Raw genomic sequence first — 17,992 nt, 5'->3', positions numbered from 1 at the left:
TCATTTAAAAAAAACTAATACTATGAAAAAAGTAATGTATCTGCTGAGTATATTATTATGTCCTTTATTATTGAGTCAGGAAGTCAAAGAAAATCTGAAAGGATTGGATACGGAAATCACTAAAATTTTGAATGATTATAAAGGCGCAGGACTGTCGATAGCGATTGTAAAGAATGATAAAATAATGTATACCAAAGGATACGGATATAGAGATTATGAAAATAAACTTCCGGTAACTCCCAATACCATTTTCTGTATCGGAAGCAATACCAAGGCGTTTACATCCGCTTTAATAGGGATGCTGGAGGATGAAAAGAAACTGTCTCTTAAAGATAAGCCTTCCAGATATATTCCAGGGTTAACATTTTCTACAGATCGAATGAATACTTTGATTACCATTGAAGATCTCCTGGAACATAGAAGTGGATTAGGCAGTGTAGATGGAAGCTATATTTTTTTTCCTGCGTCCAAAAGAATAGATCTGATGCAGAGACTTCCTTTTTTAAAAGAAAATGGGGAGCCTAAGAACAGTTGGAAGTATAGCAATTTTGGATATCTTATGTTAGGAGCTATTGCAGAACAGATTAATGGTAAAAGTTGGGATGATTTGATCAGAGAGAAGATATTGAGCCCTTTGAAAATGAGTAATAGCAATACATCGATAGATGAAATGATACAACAGAAAGACTTTTCTTATCCTTATGGGCTTTATCATAACAGTATTGAAAAATTGCTATTTCAAAAGCCGGATAATGATAAACCCGGAGCAGCCGTTAACAGTTCTGCAATGGACATGGGAAATTGGATAAGACTTTGGCTAAATAACGGAAGTTTTGAAAATACAATGCTCATTTCAAAAGACTATACCAACAATGCAATGAGTGCTAAGATTGTAATAGACGGTACACCGCCTGTAAAAGCTGATCAGAAAAACTTTTTATTTGCGCATGGATATGGCTGGTTTACTCAGATTTTTAAAGGACACTATAAGGTTTGGCATGCTGGAGGCGTATCTGGTTTTACCTCCAGTGTTCTTGTATTTCCTGCAGATAAATTTGGCGTTGTTGTATTGTCGAATCAGCATAATTCAGATCTTTCCAATACCATTGCTAATATGATTTCTATCCGGATGTTGGGATTAGATCATGGTAAACCCTATGCTTATGAAAAAGAGCAATATGATATTATTAAACCGGATAAAAATATAAATACAGCTGTTAATGATAAGAAAAAGCCAACTCATGACCTGGATTCTTATAGTGGTGAATATACCAATAAAGGATATGGAACTTTCAAAATTTCAAAACTAGGGAATGATTTGTATGCCATCTTTCCAACCTTCAAATTTATATTGGTGCATAAACAGTATGACCTTTTCTCTTCAAAACTTACGGAAGACGTTCCTCAACAAATGAATCCTGACTTTGATTTCAATTTCAATCTTGATGACAAAGGCAATGTGAGTGAAGTCGTGATGGATATACAAGGCGGAACAACGTTTAAAAAAAACAAATAATTTATTAAAAATAATTATATAATAGTCATTATTTTAATATAGTTGCTTATTAACTGTATGATTAGTACTTTTATGAAATCTCTATGAATACAAAACTAATCAACCTATCTATGAATACCATGACACTGAGCTTTAATGAAAAAATAATGCTGGATAGTTTACTGTATGAAGCTTCAAAATCTGAAGAAGTGAAACAGTCGAAAAAGATAAGCGGCTATGTTTTTGCCGGAGTTATTGCCATTATAGGACTATTAATGATGTTTTTTGAGCCGTTATTAGGAGGCGCGATACTTCTTGTAGGCGGTCTGTTTTATTTGATTTATCCCAAATTTGCCAGCCACTACTATAAACGATATTATACGACCATAGCTTTGGGAGATCAGTATAAAAGCCGTGAGAGTAATACTTTTGAAGTAGAATTTAATAAAGAATTTATTTTGATGAAAAATAATCAGCTTGAAGCCAAACATTCAGTATCGAATTTTGAATGGGTCTCAGAGACTATGGAAAATTTCTTTATTAAGGTCAATACAGGAAGTTATTTAATATTTCCAAAGACACAAGTTCACGATCTTATGGAGTTAAAAAACTATTTTCATTCGATCTGTACAGACCAGAAAATTCCTTATCATGAAGAATTAAATTGGAAATGGGAATAAGTACAGCGGATTAGTCATAACAAATAAAAGTTTAAAGGTCTTAATGTTCATTTTTTTGCTAAACGAAGTGGTTTAGCGAACGAAAAATAAGCATTTTCAATGCTCTTCTTGCAAACCTTGTGTCTAAATCCAATCACTGTTCAAAGATCAGTACCACTGTTCCTATAATAATCAATAAAGCACCAATAGCTGTTTTTAAAGTAAGAGATTCCCCAAGAAATAGTACAGAAAGAACAATTGTTAAAGCGATACTTAATTTATCCACTGGAGCTACTTGGGTTACCTTACCAACTTGTAAAGCTTTAAATAAAAGATCCATGAAAGCCCTGTGGTCAGTCCGGAAACGACAAGATAAATGAGATTATGGCGGGAAAGGGCAGGAATACCTTTATATTCACTTCGTGCCAGAACAATTCCCCAGGCTACGAATAGGATAATCACACTTCTGATCGCTGTAGCAAGGTTCGAGTTCACTCCTGTGATACCGATCTTGGCAAAAATAGCCGTCAGTGAAGCAAAAAATGCGGAAAGAATTGCGTAGACCCACCACATAGCATACAATTTTAATAATTATTCCAACCCTTTTAGAAATCTTTATCTAAGCTACAAAATAATACCAAATCTTTTCTTGATCGTTGGGTTTAAAATTAATTTCAAATTTAATCTTCCTCTTCATACTGCTCCTCAGATCTCCCTTTGAGGCTGTATTTTCATTAGAAACAATGTAAAATGTATTATTTGTAAAAGAATTTGTGTTTCAAACCAAAAAAATAACTACTTTTATCTCAACCAAGTAAACAATTTGTTTTGAGAACAACTCTTAAACCTATTATAGCTTACTATTAGCCTTCATAAACCATAGGCTAATTATTCTTTCGTTCGGGTAGCTCTACCTGAACAGGTTTCCATTTAACCCTATTATTTAATTGCATTGCCAATATAGGCAGTTGTCTGCTATTCCCGATTTTGACAGTTGTACTGATCAGATAAAGAATAGAGAGGCTATTTCTGTTGTCACTTTGTAATGTATGAATAATAGGTGAAAAAATTCTAAGAATAGTAAGCACCCATTATAATGAGTATAGAGTATATCTGGGAGGTAAAAGCACAGAATACCCCCCTTTTGAAAAAGAAATGCAACCATTGTGACAGCGATAGGTTTCATTGCAGTGATAAATTCAGGCTGAATGCCCAAAAAAAGAATATTGATATCTGGTTAATTTACCGATGTGTAAAATGTCATCACCGATATAATATGACCCTATTTTCCAGAATCAGAACGGAGTCTATTAGTAAGGATATTTTTAATCGACTTTCGCAAAATGATGTTGATCTGGCTTGGAAATATGCATTTTCCAGAGAAACAAGACAGAAAAATAACGCTGAAGTGGATTTGGATAACGTAGCCTATGAAATTCAGTTTGATAAGGTTTCGATAGAGCAGATGATTGCTTCTGATGATGAAATACTGAGCTTTACAATCAAATGTCCTTTTGAATTTAATCTCAGGTTATCAACGGTGATCAGAACCTGTTTAAACCTTTCATCCGGTAAACTAAATCAGTTAATTGAGGCAGAGGCTATTTTTGTTCATGAAAGACCTTTGCAAAAGAAACATAAAGTCCAGAACGGAAATATTGTTTATGTGAATAAGGAAAAATTGAAAAATATAGTATTCAATAATGAAATAGATCATGATGTTATGGTAAAATAGCCTGATAAAAAAGGATCGATTCATCTCGAATCGATCCTTTTAATTTATAAATCAAAAAGATGTTCACGAAGAAAATTCATCCAGCATGTCTGAGGAAGGAACAAAAAACAACGTTCCTGTCTGGGCAGTACTGAAATCCAGAATTCGGTCATAGTTGCCTACAGGATCACCAATAAACATATTGGTCAGCATTTTTTGTACAGTACTGAATGTACTCGCATAACAGATAAAATAAGTTCCCATTTCATTTGTAGAAACATTTCCGAAAGGCATATTGTCTCTCACCACTTTAAAATCATCACCAACATTTGCTAATGCAATATGGGAGTTTTTAGGTTTTACATCATCATCCATTTCAATATCCTGTTCCTTTGATCTTCCGATCACTTTTTCCTGATCTTCGACTGAAAGAGACTTCCAGGCATTCATATTATGGATGTATTTCTGTACAAAAAGATAACTCCCGCCTTCGTATTCAGGATCAGTATCTCCGATAATAGCAAAAAAATCACGATCTTTTCCATGTGGATTTTCCGTGCCATCTACAAAACCTAAGATGGATCTGCTGTCCCAATAACGAAATCCCTGAACTTCCACGATACAGTCTGCAATTTCAGTCATGAAATCTGAAATGGTAGACGCCATATCATATGCCAGACTTTTTTCATCAGAACGAATATGGAAATGAATATCTCCTCTTGTACTCACAGCAGTATGCTTACTTCCGGTTATGGCTTCAAATTTTTTAAATTCTTTAGGCAGTGGAGTAGGTAACTCAAGCTGTAACCAGGCCTCGTAGCCAATTCCCATGACACAGCTTGCTTTAGAGTTCGGAAAGCGGTCAAGGGCTGAATTATTCAGGTTAGTGACCAAAGCACAGATTCTCTGGAATACAGACTTAATTTTAGAAAGATCGGCATCCTGTTTGAAATTCCAAACCAGAAAATACGTGTTGTTATTAGGATAATCGGTGACATTCTGAGAATTCATGTTTTTTTGTGTTTCGTTTGCAGGCATTTTTACTGTTTCTAATGAATCAAATTTAATAAATGATAATGATACCACACCACCTTATTCTTGAGAGAAACAATTTATGACAATTTTTTCACAAATTACTGCAGAGACTTTTATGTTTTTTACCATTAACCAAGCCTTAAAATGAGTATTATTGTAATGAAATTAACCTTCAATAAAATAATATGGGGCATTGGGAGATTTTTCTGTTCTTTTTGATAATTGCTTTTGTATACTCATCGGTAGGATTTGGGGGTGGATCCAGCTATCTGGCGGTGTTGGCAATGTATAGTCTCCCTTATCAGGAAATTCGCTTAACAGCTTTAATCTGTAATGTAATTGTTGTGGTAGGAGGCGTTTATATCTATGTCAAAAATAAACAGGTCGACTGGAAAAAAGTGATCCCTATCACTTTAGTAAGCGTTCCCATGGCCTATTTGGGGGCAATACTGAAAATAAGTCAGGAAACATTCTTTCTGATTTTGGGGATTACTCTTATCATAGCTGCTGTTTTATTATGGATTAAAACTGAAACTAAAAATGAAGAAAAAGTATCACCGGAATCAAAATCTGCCGTCTTAGGAAATAGCGTCTTAGGCGGTGGGATCGGTTTTTTATCCGGATTAGTAGGAATCGGCGGTGGAATTTTTCTTTCTCCTTTATTGAACCTGATGAAATGGGATACTCCAAGAAAAATAGCCGCTACCTCCAGTGTTTTTATATTAGTGAACTCTATATCAGGTATTGTTGGGCAATTGTCAAAACTATCTGTAGATATGGATTATTTAAGGATTTTAAGCTTATGCCTGGCTGTTTTTATCGGTGGGCAGATCGGTTCCAGAATGTCTCTGAAATGGAATCCTTTGATTATAAAAAGAATGACAGCAATTCTTGTGCTGGTGGCAGGAGTAAATGTCCTTATGAAATATTGGTAAAAACTTAGTATAAAAATAAAATGAAACTTAACCTATTAGCTTTTGGAATAACGAAAGACATTTTCGGAGCATCATTAATAGAATTAGAAGTAGAGGAAGGTTGTAATGTCAGCCAATTAAAGAAAAGATTGGAAACAGATTTTCCTCAACTCATAAAATTGAAATCCTATTTCATTGCAGTTAATGAAGAATATGCCGAAGACAATCAGATCATTGTAAAGACGGATGAAATAGCGATTATCCCACCGGTGAGTGGTGGATAAAACCTGTAAATCCGTGCATTTATGATGTTTTTACCATAAATAAAATACTTGTCAAAAAAAGAAAAATAAATGATTGATATCAGAATAACAGATGATCCATTAAAGATCAATGAATGCCTTACTCTTGCTCAGGATTTGAGTAGTGGTGGGATTGCAACATTTATAGGAACCGTTCGTAATGTGACCCAAAATAAACCTGTTATCCGTTTGGAATATGAATGTTATCAATCAATGGCAACAAAGAAATTAAGAAAGTGATAGATCAGGCGATTTCCTTGTTTGCTGTCCGGAATATTGTTGTTCATCATCGTACCGGAATATTGGTTCCTGGTGATGCGGCGGTAATCATTGTGGTAAGTGATGGACATCGTGACGCTGTTTTTGATGCCTGTCGTTACGTTATTGATACGATAAAGAAAACTGTTCCTATATGGAAAAAAGAGATTTTTGAAAATGGTGAAGAGTGGGTTTCTGCTCATCCATAATAGAACACCGAAAATTCGTATATTTACTATAGCAGATTATTAAGATATGAAAACCAAAACATTAGAAAATAGATCTGTACAGAAAATAGATATTGTTAAAGTAAAAGAAGACAAGATTTTTCCTTACACAGACGATATCTCTGTAGAAGAACCGCTGGAGATCCGGATTTCCTATGGCTCAAAAGAGCAAAGGAGCAATAAAAATATATCCGTAACCATGAGAACTCCCGGTAATGATGCCGAATTGGCTGCCGGTTTTCTATTTACAGAAGGAATCATTTCAGGGTATCATCAGATTCAAAATATAGATCATCCACAGGCAGAATGCTCCAGAAATAGAGAAAATATCATTGAAGTGGAATTGACTGAAGATTTTATTCCTCAATTACATCATGCAGACAGAAACTTTTATACTACATCCAGTTGTGGAGTGTGTGGAAAAGGCTCTATTGAATCCATAAAAACAGTAAGTACTTTTCAGAATATCGAACGAGAACAACGAATCCTATTATTTGATGTATTATACCAGTTATCTGCCAATTTGCAGTCTTTTCAGAATAACTTCAGTGCTACAGGGGGAATTCATGCATCAGGAATTTTTGATTTTGAAGGGCAGCTTCTTGCGCTTCGGGAAGATGTAGGAAGGCATAATGCTTTGGATAAACTGATTGGCCATGCCTTATTTACGGGCCAGCTCCCTCTTAAGGATAAAATTTTAGTCCTTAGTGGAAGAGCCAGTTTCGAACTTATTCAAAAAGCAGCTATGGCAGGAATTTCAGTGGTTGCAGCAATAGGAGCGCCATCCAGTCTGGCCGTAGATTTAGCAAAAGAGTTTGACATGACATTATTGGGATTTCTTAGAGACAACCGTTTTAATATTTATAACGAAAGCAGTTTTCACAAAATCGTTGAAAAATAGAGTATAAATGCCACGAATACACGAATGAGATTAGTGGATGCAGCATTCCAAAAATAGTAAAATAAATAGATATCATAATATGGGATAGCTAGTTACGAGCACAGAAATTATTCATGCATTCGTGGCAAAAATAAAAGACTTATAGATAATAAAGACTATAAGTATACAAATAAAAAACAAATGATGAATGAAAGATTTAGTTTACAAACAGGAATCCTATATAATAATTGGGATATGTATGGAAGTACATAATAGTTTAGGACCAGGCTTTTCAGAGATTGTTTACAAAGATGCTTTGGAATATGAAATGAATCAGTCTGGTATTAGATATGAAAGGGAGAAAGAATATGCTGTTCACTATAAAGAAACTGTGCTTCCACATAAGTTTTATGCAGATTTTGTAGTATTTGATAAGATAATACTGGAAATAAAAGGAATATCTGAAATAGCGGATGAACATATTTCACAAGCTATTAATTATTTAAAAGTATCCGAAAATAAACTGGCATTGATTGTCAATTTTGGAGAATTAAGATTGAATTATAAGCGAATAATTTTATAAATAATAGTCGTTATGACTTATAAAATCCATTTGTGCATTCGTGGCAAAAATAAAAGATTTAGTAATTAAAAATCCATGAAGTTCGTGGAAAAAACAGAAACAAGCAAATGAAAATAAGAATAAAAGACAACTCTATAAGACTCCGTTTAACGCAATCCGAAGTTTCAGAACTAGGAAAAAACGGGATTGTTTCCAGCTTTACGGAATTTGTAGACCGACCGTTTATATATGTTATAGAAAAAACGAAAGATACTGCATTATCTGCCGTTTTTATTGAAAATAAAATCGTGATGAAAATGCCTGAAGCTATGGTTGAAGAGTGGGTGTCTACAGATATTGTAGGGTTTGACGGGCAGACAGGCGTCGTAAAGCTTTTGGTAGAAAAAGATTTCGTTTGTATTGATAATACGATGGAAGATCAAAGCGATAACTACCCAAATCCCAATCTTAAATGCTAATCACTTTACAAAATAAAAAGGTATGGAAGAAAATAACAAAAAGAAAGTAGAAGAGGAAATTGGCAAAGAACCTAATGCTGAGAATCCATTTACTTTACTTGACCTTAAATTGACACATGTAGAAAAAGCCGCCGCAGGAATTCCGGCAGTAATGGCTGCTTTTGGTGATTTATTTGAAGAAAAAGCACCTATCCGTGGCATGAGAGCACTGTTCAAAATGAATCAGATCGGAGGTTTCGACTGTCCAAGTTGTGCCTGGCCTGATCCTGATGATGAACGTTCTGTTCTTGGAGAATATTGTGAAAATGGTGCAAAAGCTCTGGCAGAGGAGGCGACAACTAAAAGAGTAACTCCTGAATTTTTTAAACAAAACTCCGTATACGATCTTGCAAAATTAGATGATTATCAGATCGGAAAAATGGGACGGCTTACCGATCCTATGTACCTGGCACCTGGTGCTACTCATTACGAACCCATCAGTTGGGATAACGCTTTTAAAAAGATAGCGGAACATTTCAATGCACTGGAATCTCCGGATGAAGTTGCTTTTTATACTTCCGGCAGAACAAGTAACGAGGCATCATTTGTTTACCAATTATTTGCAAAAGAATTCGGAACGAATAATATGCCTGATTGTTCCAACATGTGCCATGAAACTTCAGGTTCTGCATTGCGTCCAACCATTGGAATTGGTAAAGGAACCGTAACCTTAGAAGATTTTTATGAGGCTGAAGTTATTGTGATTATCGGACAAAATCCGGGAACCAATGCTCCGAGAATGATGAGTGCTTTGGCAAAAGGAAAGAAAAATGGAGCTAAAATTATAGCGATTAATCCATTACCGGAAGCTGGGCTTATGGGGTTTATTAACCCTCAGAGTGTGAGGGAGATTCTTACAGGCGGGGTACAGCTGGCAGACCTTTATTTACCTGTAAAGATCAATGGAGATATGGCTTTACTGAAAGCGCTGGAACTCCTCTTGATCGAATTTGAGAAACAAAATCCAGGGAAGGTCTTTGATGAAGACTTTATTAAAGATAAAACAGTAGGATATGAAGATTTTATGAAACAATTCGATCAGTATACACTGGATGAGTTGGCAGAATTATCCGGAGTGTCTAAGGAAGCTATTCATCAGGCTGCCGAAATGATGGCTTTCAAAAAAAAGATTATTGTCAGTTGGGGGATGGGGCTCACTCAGCAGCCTAACGGAGTAGATATGATTCGCGAAATACTCAATATTCTTTTGCTGAAAGGCAGTATTGGGAAACCGGGAGCTGGAGTTTGTCCTGTACGCGGTCACAGCAATGTTCAGGGAAACAGAACGATGATGATTGATGAGAAACCGACTGATGATCAGCTAGATCGCCTTGAAAATTTCTACGGTTTTAAAGTTCCCCGCAAACATGGGTACGATGTTGTACGTGCGATAAAAGCCATTCATGAAGAAAAAATAAAAGTGATGTTTTGTATGGGTGGAAATTTCCTTTCTGCAACTCCGGATACTACCTACACTGCTAATGCTTTAAGAAAGCTTAATTTACTCGTATGTGTTTCTACCAAATTGAACAGAGGACACCTTGTGCATGGTAAAGAAGCTTTAATTCTTCCTACTTATGGGAGAAGTGACAAAGATATTGTGAACAGTGAAGTACAGATCATCACTACCGAAAATTCCATGGGTGTTGTTCAGAGTTCCAAAGGAATGCTGGATGCGATATCAGAGAATCTTATCAACGAAACTCAGATTGTATGTCGTATGGCAATGGCAACTTTAGGAAATCGCTCTGTAGTGAACTGGCAGCGTTATCATGACAGCTATGATGCAGTAAGGGATGATATTGAACAATGTATTCCCGGTTTTACAGATTATAACGTCCGTGTCAGACAAAAAGGAGGGTTTTACCTTCCCAATGCAGCAAGAGACGAACAAAGTTTTTCAAAAGAGCTTGGCGGTCGCGCTCCATTTACATTAACGGAGATTCCGGATAATACACTGGCTTCCGATGAATATATGATGGCTACGACTCGTACTCACGATCAATTCAATACAACCATTTACGGATTAGATGATCGTTATCGTGGAATTAAAAATGAACGTCGTGTCATATTTATGAATCAAAAAGACATTGATAAAGCAGGGTTTAAAGCAGGTGAAAAAGTGGATCTTTTTAACTACGATGATGGAGTAGAAAGGATTGCACCTTTGTTTATTATTGTTTCCTATCAGATCCCTGAAAAGAATACGGTTACCTATTTCCCGGAAACCAATGTTTTGGTTTCTGTAAATAATGTGGTGAAAGAAAGCAATATGCCGGCTTCCAAATATGTGAAAATCAAGATTAAAAAACATGATCCTGAGGTGTATAAAAGAGTAGATAAAATGCTGTATCAGGGAGCTATTCAAAAACCATAATTATTCTTATATTGTGATATGAAAAAAATACTGCCTGTAGCACTGGTATTGCTTTCCGGCTGGGCATTCTGTCAATCTGGATTCAAATTGAAAGTGAGTGGAGAAGTTTCCCAACCTCTAGAACTTAGTCTGGCTGATTTATCAAAAATGCCAAGAAAAGAAGCATCACTTAAAGACAAGGATGGGAGCATTCACGTATACACAGGCGTTTCTGTTCAGGATATTCTGGCAAAAGCCGGAGCTCCTTCAGGAAAGGAACTTCATGGTGAAAATATGTCAAAATATTTATTGGCAAAGTGTGCAGACGGATATCAGGTTTTATTTTCATTAGCTGAGCTGGATGCTTCCATTGCAGATAAAAACGTGATTGTAGCAGATATGATTGACGGAAAACCTTTGACAGAAACAAAAGGCCCGCTTCGCATTGTTGCAGAAGGTGAGAAAAAGCCTGCCCGCAGCTCTTATCAGCTGGAATCTTTAGTGGTAGGACAAATTAAAAAATAAATTGTTACAATAAAAAAGCTTTACAAAAAGGTATGATTATAAGGAAGAAGGAACATTGGTTTAAAATGCTTTTTGTATGGCACGGGTCAGTATTGCCTGGTCTGTTGCCACGTCTATTTTTGCTGTTTATCCTGTCGTTGGGGGTTGTCTATCTGCGAGGAGTCATTTTTTCCTTTAAAATCCCCCTTAATCCGGCTCCTTTGACTTTATTTGGTTTTGTACTGGCTCTATTCTTAGGGTTTAGGAATAATGCCAGTTATGATCGGTTTTGGGAAGGCCGTAAATTATGGGGAGCTTTATTGAATACAGCACGTTCACTCACCAGACAGGCTTTAACTTTAAAAAATACAAAAGGAAGCAGTCTTTCTGTCCTTGAATTTATCAAATTGTTGGGTGCTTTTATTTTCGCATTGAAGCATCAGTTGAGAGGAACGGATGCTTATGAAGATTTAAAAGACAGATTGAATGAAGATCAATTAAAAATAGTTTCTTCAGCAAAGTATAAACCTGCTGTCATTATGAGATTGTTGGCAGAATGGGTTCAGAAAGCAAAAGAGGAAGGAAGCATTGATTCCATCCAGCAATCCCGTTTTGATGAAAACTTTGATAAATTATCAGATATAGTGGGCGGATGTGAAAGAATTGTTTCTACTCCGCTTCCTTACAGTTACCGTGTTTTATTACATCGTACTGTGTATATTTATTGTTTTCTTTTGCCGTTTGGATTGGTAGATTCTTTAAGATGGTTTACACCGCTTATTGTTGTATTTGTAGCCTATACATTTGTAGCCTTTGAAGCTATTGCAGATGAAATTGAAGAACCATTTGGGACAGAAGCTAATGATTTGGCTCTGAATAGCATGTCTGTAATGATTGATGAAACCATTCATGAAATGGCAGGAGAGGAACTTGTATCTTTTGAAAAAATAAAGCAGACGATCATAGACTGATGGAACCTTTAGAAAACCCCGTTATTTATACGATTGGACATTCTACTCATCCTTTGGAAGAGTTTATGGAGATGTTGAAATCATTCAACATTGAAGTTCTTGCTGATGTACGTAGATTTGCAGGTTCAAAAAGATATCCGTGGTTTAGCAAAGAAAATCTGGAAAAAGTATTACCGGAACACCATATTGAGTATCTCCATTTTGAAGCATTAGGAGGACGAAGAAAAGTTCAACCCAATTCCATCAATAGTCGCTGGAAAAACGAATCTTTCCGTGGGTATGCTGATTATATGCAGACGGAGGAATTTATCAAAGCCGTTGAAAAACTTGAAAACATAGCAAGAATAAAAACGACCGCCTTTATGTGTTCAGAAGCCGTATGGTGGAGCTGCCACAGATCTATGATCTCAGATTATCTCAAAGCGAAAGGCTGGAACGTGGAACATATCATGAAGATAGGGAAAGCAGAAGAACATCCCTACACTGCTCCCGCAAGAATCAGTAATGGGCATGTTTTCTATTCCGATGCAAGCCTATTTGACTGATGAATTTTAAACTCTTTAATTATATGAAGTTACAAGCCTTATGAGTCGTAAGAATAATTAAATTTCTTGAAAATCAAAAATTATCAACTTCTAAAGTAAAATTAAGGGTTCAAAATAAAAGCTTTTGTATCTTTTATGGTTGAATAAATTATTGCTGCCCTCCATTAAGGCCATTTTGTAAAGAAAGCACCTCTTTCTCAGGAAATTCCTTTTTAATTTTTTTCGCAGCTTCCATGCTTCGTTTACCGGATTGGCAGTAAATAACTATAGGATTGGCAGCTGAAGAAATAAAAGAGTAATGATCCTCTAAATCACCTAGTGGAATATTTTTTCCCCCAATATTAAAATTCTCATGTTCCTCCTTTGTACGGACATCTATGGTTTCAAAATCTTTCTGATTTTTCATGTATTCTTCAAAACTGATAAGCGGCATACTCTGAGGTAAACCTGTAATCTGAATAGAAGTTTTCTTTAACTTAATTATTTGTGTTTTACCACTCAATACATTCATTATCCATAGTTTTCCGGCTAAAGTTTCTTCAGATCGGATGAGGTATTTTATGGCTTCATTAGCTTGCATACAGCCTACTATTCCAGCTAAAGTTGGGATTACGCCGCCTTCCCGGCAGTTGGGAACCTGAGATTCTTCTGCATTAGGAAAAACATCGCGATAATTAGGAGAATAGGTACCATCCTTTTGTAAAGCATTCCAGATGCTTACCTGACCTTCATGTTGATAAATAGCTCCATATACTAAGGGCTTTCCTGCTAAGACACAAGCGTCATTCAACAGACATTTGGTTTCAAAATTATCTGTTCCTTCAATAATGAGATCAAACTCTGAAATAAGTCCCATGACATTGGCATCAGTGATTCGCAATCGATAAGGAATAAGGGTAACGGAAGGGTTTTGAAGTTTCAATCTTTTAGCGGCAATGTCCACCTTATAAGCGTCCACATCATCTGGAGTATATAAAATTTGGCGGTGAAGATTGCTCAAAGAAACAATATCATCATCTGCAATACCAATAGTGCCCACACCGGAGGATGCAAGATATTGAGCAGTGGGACACCCGAGACCTCCCATTCCTACAATAAGAACTTTAGCATTTTTCAGCAGCTCCTGTGAAGCTATACCAAATCCCGGTAAAGCAATCTGACACTGATAACGTTCAAATGATGTATTCATAATTTGTTTCTTTTTCCTCGAATGCATGAATTTTTTTAATACTTATTTATTCCCTTTATTCTTAGAATTATTTGTGCATTCGTAGCTATTAATATATTCTCGCAGATTTCGCAGATTTTCAAAATCACTTGGCTATGCATTTGCAGTACTCAATTTTATCGAAGATAAAATCCTCGTGCCTTAAAACATACAGAAGATAATCAATTTGCGCCTTCGCGTTTCCAACAAAAACGTTTCCAATAAAGATTAGTTTTTCAGAATTCGTTGTGCTATCTCAGCATCCTCAGGCGTATTCACATTCATTAAAGCATCCGGATTATCTGGTTTTAAAATAAGCGTATCACTATTGATGAGAACCTTTCTTGGACAGGTATTTCCAATTCCTAAAAAATTCAATAACAAAGGATAACTTTTAGGCTCCCAAATGGTTATTAAAGGTTCCGGCAATCCATCAAAAGGACTTTCATAAGTGGTGGCAGCCTTTTCAGGATCTCTTGATTGTATTAAGAATTCTAAAGATTTTGAATCCAGCAAAGGAAGATCACAGGCTACTACCAACCATGCTTTATCCCTTTGGGCACGCAATGCAGAAAGGATTCCACCAAAAGGCCCCATATTCAGAAAAGTATCGGTGAGGGATTTATAATGAGGATCAAAATTTTCCAACTGATCTTGTCTGCAGGAAATAAAAACCTCATCACAAAACGGAGCCAGAAGATCTGCGGCAAAATAACGCTGTTCTTTTCCATGCCATTGAAGGAGATCTTTAGCTTTTCCCATTCTTACGCTTTTTCCGCCGGCGAGAACGAGACCATTGATTTTTGGGATTGTATTAAACTCTTCTGAAATCATTTTTTCCACCTGATTTTTCTATTAATTTAATTTCTTTAATGACAATATCATGGCTCATTGCTTTACACATATCATAGATAGTGAGTGCAGCGACAGAAGCTCCGGTAAGCGCTTCCATTTCCACTCCCGTTTTAGCTTCTATACTTGCAGAGCATTCGATAACAATGTCATTTTGATCATTGAGTTCTATCTGTAAACTACAGTTATCAAGTCCGATGGGATGGCAAAGAGGGATAAGTTCACTCGTTTTTTTGGCTCCCATGATTCCTGCAATAATCGCGATCTGAAATACAGACCCCTTTTTTGTTTTGAAATCGTCTTTTTGTAAAGCCTCCAATACATTTTCAGGGATCGAGATGATGGCTTGTGCTACAGCCTTTCTTTGAGTCACATTTTTGCCGCCAACATCTACAATGGCGGGCTGTCCGTTTTTATTAAGATGGGTAAATTCTGACATATATTCTTTTTTTAATCACAGATGTGATTTTTTTCTTGCCACGAATACACGAATTTGTATTTATACGCTAATGTATTCAGATATTTTTCTATTATCTATGTGCCTAGGCTCTTCAACAAAGTCTTTAAACCAGATAGGCACATCGTTTTTTTAGAAGCTAATTAATTTTATTCGTGCATTCGTGGCTTTTTTACATATTATTTTAATATTTCCATACCCTGTAAACTTCTCCTTTTTTAAAGGTATTCTGTTCTAAAGGAAGTTCCATAAAAGCATTGGTGTCTGCAAGATGAGAAAAATCTCCTGATCCATTGGTATTTACTGATTCAGCGATAAGTTGCCCCAGCTGATTTGTTCTCAGTTTCACTTGTACAAAATATTGGAGGGCAAAGGGAACCTCAATATCATTTTGTAAGACTGCAAACTGTGGTGAACTTCCAGTTATTTCCAGAGACTTTTCCAACCATGGGATAAAATATCGATGCAGGCACATAAATACTGAAACCGGATTTCCCGGAAATGCAAAAAAACAAGTTTTTTTGAGACTCATTTTTTTACCAAACCAAAAAAAGGCTTTCCCGGCCTTTGTTTTTATTTTGTGGAAAAAGCTTTTTCAATGCCCAGTTCTTCACAAACCTGAGGTAAATAGTCAAATTTTTCCCATCGATACGCCGCCACTCATGAGAAGTACATCATATTCATGAATACAGCGGGAAAGTTCTTTTTTGATTTCTTCATAATCATCATTGAGATGAAGAGTATCTGCTTCAATATGATACTTCTTCAAAACAGACTGTATGGTGATTCCGTTTGAACGCCTTAACTGATACGGTAAAGGTATTGATGTTGGACTTACCATTTCATCTCCTGTAGAAATGATAATGATCTTGGGCATTTTTTTTACAGAAACAGAGGTTTTTCCAATTGAAGAGGCTATTCCAACGATTGCTGGTGTAATCACTTGATGGGCTTTTACCAGAATTTCGCCCTTTCTTTTATCTCTGCCTTTCAGATGAATATTTTGTCCTTTTTTAAGATCAATAGTAAGGCTTGCTATTCCATCATTGATAGAAATATCTTCATATCGGATTACAGTATCTACTGAAGTGTCTAAGGCTGCACCGGTCATGATTTCTATACATTCAGTTTCTAAATCAATAGATAGAGAAGGTTCTCCTGCAGATTGTACAGCTTTGATAGGGAAGGAGCGAATTCCTTTTTCATAGGCACCGTAACGGATGGCAATTCCATCTACAGTGGGACGATCAAAGGGAGGTAAATCCCGATCTGCACAAAGATCTTCCACTAAAACTCTTCCTAATGCGTGATCATATGCAACACATTCGTTTCCAAAATCTTTTGTTTGGGAAAGTATAATCTCTTCTGCCTGTTGTACGGTAATCATTTCCATAGTTATCCTCCTATTGTAGCCATAGACTGATGAATAGATGCCGCATTAAGAGTCTGCTGCTCAGCTTCCCATCCGTCTTTGGGTTTATGATGTATGCTGTTGATTATTATGTTTTTCAATTCGTTATCGGCTATTCCCGAACGAAGTAAGTCTTTTAAATTAATTCCTCCGCCTTCATACAGACAGTTTCTCAATACACCGGAAGGAGTGATCCGGATTCTGTTGCATTCCCCACAGAAAGAACGGGTATAAGCTGCAATAATACCGATACTTCCTATAAAACCCGGAATTTTGTAGTTAGAAGATGTGGAGCTTTTAGGATCTTTCATCTTTTCAATTTCAGGAAAGTGCGCTTTGATGTGATTATAAATTTGCGGATCATTCCATTTCGGAACGATATCGGAATCATTATTTCCATTGAATGGCATTTCTTCAATAAAGCGGACATCTATTGGCATTTCTTTAGTAAGCTCAACCAAAGGAATGATATCTTCAATATTCTGATTGTCCATGACTACTGTATTAATCTTTACTTTGATATGATGCTTTAATAAACCATCCAATGTTTTCATCACTTTATCAAAGCTTTTTCGGCGGGTGATTTTGAAAAATCGATCTTCATCCAATGTATCAAGACTCAGATTGACAGATTTTATACCAAATGCTTTCAATTGTGGAATATACTGCTCGGTAAGAAGTCCGTTTGTCGTTAAGCTTAGATCTGTAAGGCCATTAAGCTTAGATATTTTTTCAATGAGATTGATACAGTTTTTTCTTACAAAAGGCTCACCACCCGTGATTCTGATTTTATCCACACCCAGATCTGTAAAAACAGAGCATATTCTGAGCATTTCCTCATCAGTCATCAGATCATTCTGCTTAATCCATGCAAGTCCGTTCTCCGGCATACAGTAAGTACATCGGAGGTTGCATCTGTCTACAACAGCCAGCCTTAGATAATTAATATGTCTTCCGAATTTGTCTGTTAACATAAGTAAATGAAAAGAACCTTACACAAATATACTTATTGTTTCAACGATAAACTAAAAATATAAATATCGAAAATTTAGTGTAAAAGAATAAGATTATATGCCTTAAAAGTAAGGAATAGAGAGGGATAACACTCCATCATGTCGTTTTTTT

General features: G+C 36.0%; 19 protein-coding genes and 2 pseudogenes. 13 read left to right on the top strand and 8 right to left on the bottom strand.

The annotated features are described in order from the left end of the window. Nucleotides 1-22: 22 nt before the first annotated feature. On the top strand, nt 23-1,516 hold the full coding sequence (locus QWZ06_RS15440; protein ID WP_290299357.1) for a serine hydrolase: 1,494 nt from the start codon (nt 23-25) through the stop codon (nt 1,514-1,516). Nucleotides 1,517-1,599: 83 nt separating this feature from the next. Beyond that, on the top strand, nt 1,600-2,175 hold the full coding sequence (locus QWZ06_RS15435) for a hypothetical protein (RefSeq protein ID WP_290299356.1): 576 nt from the start codon (nt 1,600-1,602) through the stop codon (nt 2,173-2,175). A gap of 133 nt (nt 2,176-2,308) precedes the next feature. On the opposite strand, the pseudogene QWZ06_RS15430 reads toward QWZ06_RS15435, so the two are convergent. Next, a pseudogene (locus QWZ06_RS15430) lies at nt 2,309-2,727 on the bottom strand (EamA family transporter). A gap of 523 nt (nt 2,728-3,250) precedes the next feature. Between QWZ06_RS15430 and QWZ06_RS15425 the strand changes: the two are divergent. Next, on the top strand, nt 3,251-3,889 hold the full coding sequence (locus tag QWZ06_RS15425) for a DUF1062 domain-containing protein (protein WP_290299355.1): 639 nt from the start codon (nt 3,251-3,253) through the stop codon (nt 3,887-3,889). 63 nt (nt 3,890-3,952) lie between these two features. Here the strand turns inward: QWZ06_RS15425 and QWZ06_RS15420 are convergent, their stop codons facing one another. Next, nucleotides 3,953-4,879 (bottom strand): Dyp-type peroxidase, encoded by a 927-nt coding sequence (locus tag QWZ06_RS15420; RefSeq protein ID WP_290301374.1) that lies wholly within the window; start codon nt 4,877-4,879, stop codon nt 3,953-3,955. A 209-nt stretch (nt 4,880-5,088) separates the two neighbouring features. On the opposite strand from QWZ06_RS15420, the gene QWZ06_RS15415 reads away from it, so the two are divergent. The 10 genes and pseudogenes from QWZ06_RS15415 to QWZ06_RS15365 all read left to right on the top strand — a co-directional run bounded on the left by QWZ06_RS15415 (nt 5,089) and on the right by QWZ06_RS15365 (nt 12,940). Then, entirely contained in the window at nt 5,089-5,838 is a 750-nt protein-coding gene (locus QWZ06_RS15415) for a sulfite exporter TauE/SafE family protein (protein ID WP_290299353.1), read from the top strand. 20 nt (nt 5,839-5,858) lie between these two features. Then, a complete protein-coding gene (locus QWZ06_RS15410) occupies nt 5,859-6,101 on the top strand; it encodes a MoaD/ThiS family protein (protein WP_290299351.1) in 243 nt (80 codons plus the stop codon). 69 nt (nt 6,102-6,170) lie between these two features. Continuing rightward, nucleotides 6,171-6,586: pseudogene (locus QWZ06_RS27900) on the top strand (molybdenum cofactor biosynthesis protein MoaE). A gap of 46 nt (nt 6,587-6,632) precedes the next feature. Then, nucleotides 6,633-7,505, top strand: a complete 873-nt coding sequence (gene fdhD / locus QWZ06_RS15395) for a formate dehydrogenase accessory sulfurtransferase FdhD (protein ID WP_290299346.1) — start codon at nt 6,633-6,635, stop codon at nt 7,503-7,505. A gap of 187 nt (nt 7,506-7,692) precedes the next feature. After that, nucleotides 7,693-8,067: a GxxExxY protein gene (locus tag QWZ06_RS15390; protein ID WP_290299345.1), complete on the top strand. Its 375-nt coding sequence runs from the start codon at nt 7,693-7,695 to the stop codon at nt 8,065-8,067. Between the two features lie 107 nt (nt 8,068-8,174). Next, nucleotides 8,175-8,525 (top strand): DUF7009 family protein, encoded by a 351-nt coding sequence (locus QWZ06_RS15385; protein ID WP_290299343.1) that lies wholly within the window; start codon nt 8,175-8,177, stop codon nt 8,523-8,525. Nucleotides 8,526-8,547: 22 nt separating this feature from the next. Beyond that, on the top strand, nt 8,548-10,941 hold the full coding sequence (locus QWZ06_RS15380) for an FdhF/YdeP family oxidoreductase (RefSeq protein WP_290299342.1): 2,394 nt from the start codon (nt 8,548-8,550) through the stop codon (nt 10,939-10,941). 18 nt (nt 10,942-10,959) lie between these two features. Continuing rightward, entirely contained in the window at nt 10,960-11,445 is a 486-nt protein-coding gene (locus tag QWZ06_RS15375) for a molybdopterin-dependent oxidoreductase (protein ID WP_290299340.1), read from the top strand. Between the two features lie 32 nt (nt 11,446-11,477). Then, entirely contained in the window at nt 11,478-12,395 is a 918-nt protein-coding gene (locus QWZ06_RS15370) for a bestrophin family protein (protein ID WP_290299339.1), read from the top strand. Then, nucleotides 12,395-12,940 (top strand): DUF488 domain-containing protein, encoded by a 546-nt coding sequence (locus QWZ06_RS15365; protein ID WP_290299337.1) that lies wholly within the window; start codon nt 12,395-12,397, stop codon nt 12,938-12,940. Before QWZ06_RS15370 ends, QWZ06_RS15365 begins: the two co-directional genes overlap by 1 nt. Before the next feature lie 148 nt (nt 12,941-13,088). On the opposite strand, the gene QWZ06_RS15360 is transcribed toward QWZ06_RS15365, so the two are convergent. The 6 genes from QWZ06_RS15360 to moaA all read right to left on the bottom strand — a co-directional run bounded on the left by QWZ06_RS15360 (nt 13,089) and on the right by moaA (nt 17,841). Continuing rightward, on the bottom strand, nt 13,089-14,129 hold the full coding sequence (locus QWZ06_RS15360; RefSeq protein WP_290299336.1) for a HesA/MoeB/ThiF family protein: 1,041 nt from the start codon (nt 14,127-14,129) through the stop codon (nt 13,089-13,091). 246 nt (nt 14,130-14,375) lie between these two features. After that, on the bottom strand, nt 14,376-14,981 hold the full coding sequence (locus tag QWZ06_RS15355; RefSeq protein ID WP_290299334.1) for an NTP transferase domain-containing protein: 606 nt from the start codon (nt 14,979-14,981) through the stop codon (nt 14,376-14,378). Next, complete coding sequence (moaC, locus tag QWZ06_RS15350) at nt 14,962-15,438, bottom strand: cyclic pyranopterin monophosphate synthase MoaC (RefSeq protein ID WP_290299333.1); 477 nt, start codon at nt 15,436-15,438, stop codon at nt 14,962-14,964. Before moaC ends, QWZ06_RS15355 begins: the two co-directional genes overlap by 20 nt. Before the next feature lie 202 nt (nt 15,439-15,640). Then, the gene (locus QWZ06_RS15345; RefSeq protein WP_290299331.1) at nt 15,641-15,988 is read right to left on the bottom strand and encodes a MoeA family protein; all 348 of its coding nucleotides are present in this window, start codon (nt 15,986-15,988) and stop codon (nt 15,641-15,643) included. Between the two features lie 99 nt (nt 15,989-16,087). Continuing rightward, nucleotides 16,088-16,849, bottom strand: a complete 762-nt coding sequence (locus QWZ06_RS15340; protein WP_290299329.1) for a molybdopterin molybdotransferase MoeA — start codon at nt 16,847-16,849, stop codon at nt 16,088-16,090. Between the two features lie 2 nt (nt 16,850-16,851). Then, nucleotides 16,852-17,841, bottom strand: a complete 990-nt coding sequence (moaA, locus tag QWZ06_RS15335; RefSeq protein WP_290299327.1) for a GTP 3',8-cyclase MoaA — start codon at nt 17,839-17,841, stop codon at nt 16,852-16,854. Nucleotides 17,842-17,992 lie beyond the last annotated feature (151 nt).

This window comes from Chryseobacterium tructae (assembly GCF_030409875.1).
Classification (GTDB): Bacteria; Bacteroidota; Bacteroidia; order Flavobacteriales; family Weeksellaceae; genus Chryseobacterium; species Chryseobacterium tructae.
Note: the sequence above shows the minus strand (reverse complement) of the source record. Positions and strands in the feature narration are given on the sequence as shown.

Coding starts and splice junctions, on each gene's coding strand:
- QWZ06_RS15410 (WP_290299351.1), top strand. CDS start 5,859: ATGAAACTTAACCTATTAGCTTTTGGAATAACGAAAGACATTTTCGGA.
- moaA (WP_290299327.1), bottom strand. CDS start 17,841: ATGTTAACAGACAAATTCGGAAGACATATTAATTATCTAAGGCTGGCT.
- moaC (WP_290299333.1), bottom strand. CDS start 15,438: ATGTCAGAATTTACCCATCTTAATAAAAACGGACAGCCCGCCATTGTA.
- QWZ06_RS15340 (WP_290299329.1), bottom strand. CDS start 16,849: ATGGAAATGATTACCGTACAACAGGCAGAAGAGATTATACTTTCCCAA.
- QWZ06_RS15365 (WP_290299337.1), top strand. CDS start 12,395: ATGGAACCTTTAGAAAACCCCGTTATTTATACGATTGGACATTCTACT.
- QWZ06_RS15415 (WP_290299353.1), top strand. CDS start 5,089: ATGGGGCATTGGGAGATTTTTCTGTTCTTTTTGATAATTGCTTTTGTA.
- QWZ06_RS15420 (WP_290301374.1), bottom strand. CDS start 4,879: ATGAATTCTCAGAATGTCACCGATTATCCTAATAACAACACGTATTTT.
- QWZ06_RS15355 (WP_290299334.1), bottom strand. CDS start 14,981: ATGATTTCAGAAGAGTTTAATACAATCCCAAAAATCAATGGTCTCGTT.
- QWZ06_RS15375 (WP_290299340.1), top strand. CDS start 10,960: ATGAAAAAAATACTGCCTGTAGCACTGGTATTGCTTTCCGGCTGGGCA.
- fdhD (WP_290299346.1), top strand. CDS start 6,633: ATGAAAACCAAAACATTAGAAAATAGATCTGTACAGAAAATAGATATT.
- QWZ06_RS15440 (WP_290299357.1), top strand. CDS start 23: ATGAAAAAAGTAATGTATCTGCTGAGTATATTATTATGTCCTTTATTA.
- QWZ06_RS15425 (WP_290299355.1), top strand. CDS start 3,251: ATGAGTATAGAGTATATCTGGGAGGTAAAAGCACAGAATACCCCCCTT.
- QWZ06_RS15345 (WP_290299331.1), bottom strand. CDS start 15,988: ATGAGTCTCAAAAAAACTTGTTTTTTTGCATTTCCGGGAAATCCGGTT.
- QWZ06_RS15385 (WP_290299343.1), top strand. CDS start 8,175: ATGAAAATAAGAATAAAAGACAACTCTATAAGACTCCGTTTAACGCAA.
- QWZ06_RS15390 (WP_290299345.1), top strand. CDS start 7,693: ATGAAAGATTTAGTTTACAAACAGGAATCCTATATAATAATTGGGATA.
- QWZ06_RS15380 (WP_290299342.1), top strand. CDS start 8,548: ATGGAAGAAAATAACAAAAAGAAAGTAGAAGAGGAAATTGGCAAAGAA.
- QWZ06_RS15360 (WP_290299336.1), bottom strand. CDS start 14,129: ATGAATACATCATTTGAACGTTATCAGTGTCAGATTGCTTTACCGGGA.
- QWZ06_RS15435 (WP_290299356.1), top strand. CDS start 1,600: ATGAATACAAAACTAATCAACCTATCTATGAATACCATGACACTGAGC.
- QWZ06_RS15370 (WP_290299339.1), top strand. CDS start 11,478: ATGATTATAAGGAAGAAGGAACATTGGTTTAAAATGCTTTTTGTATGG.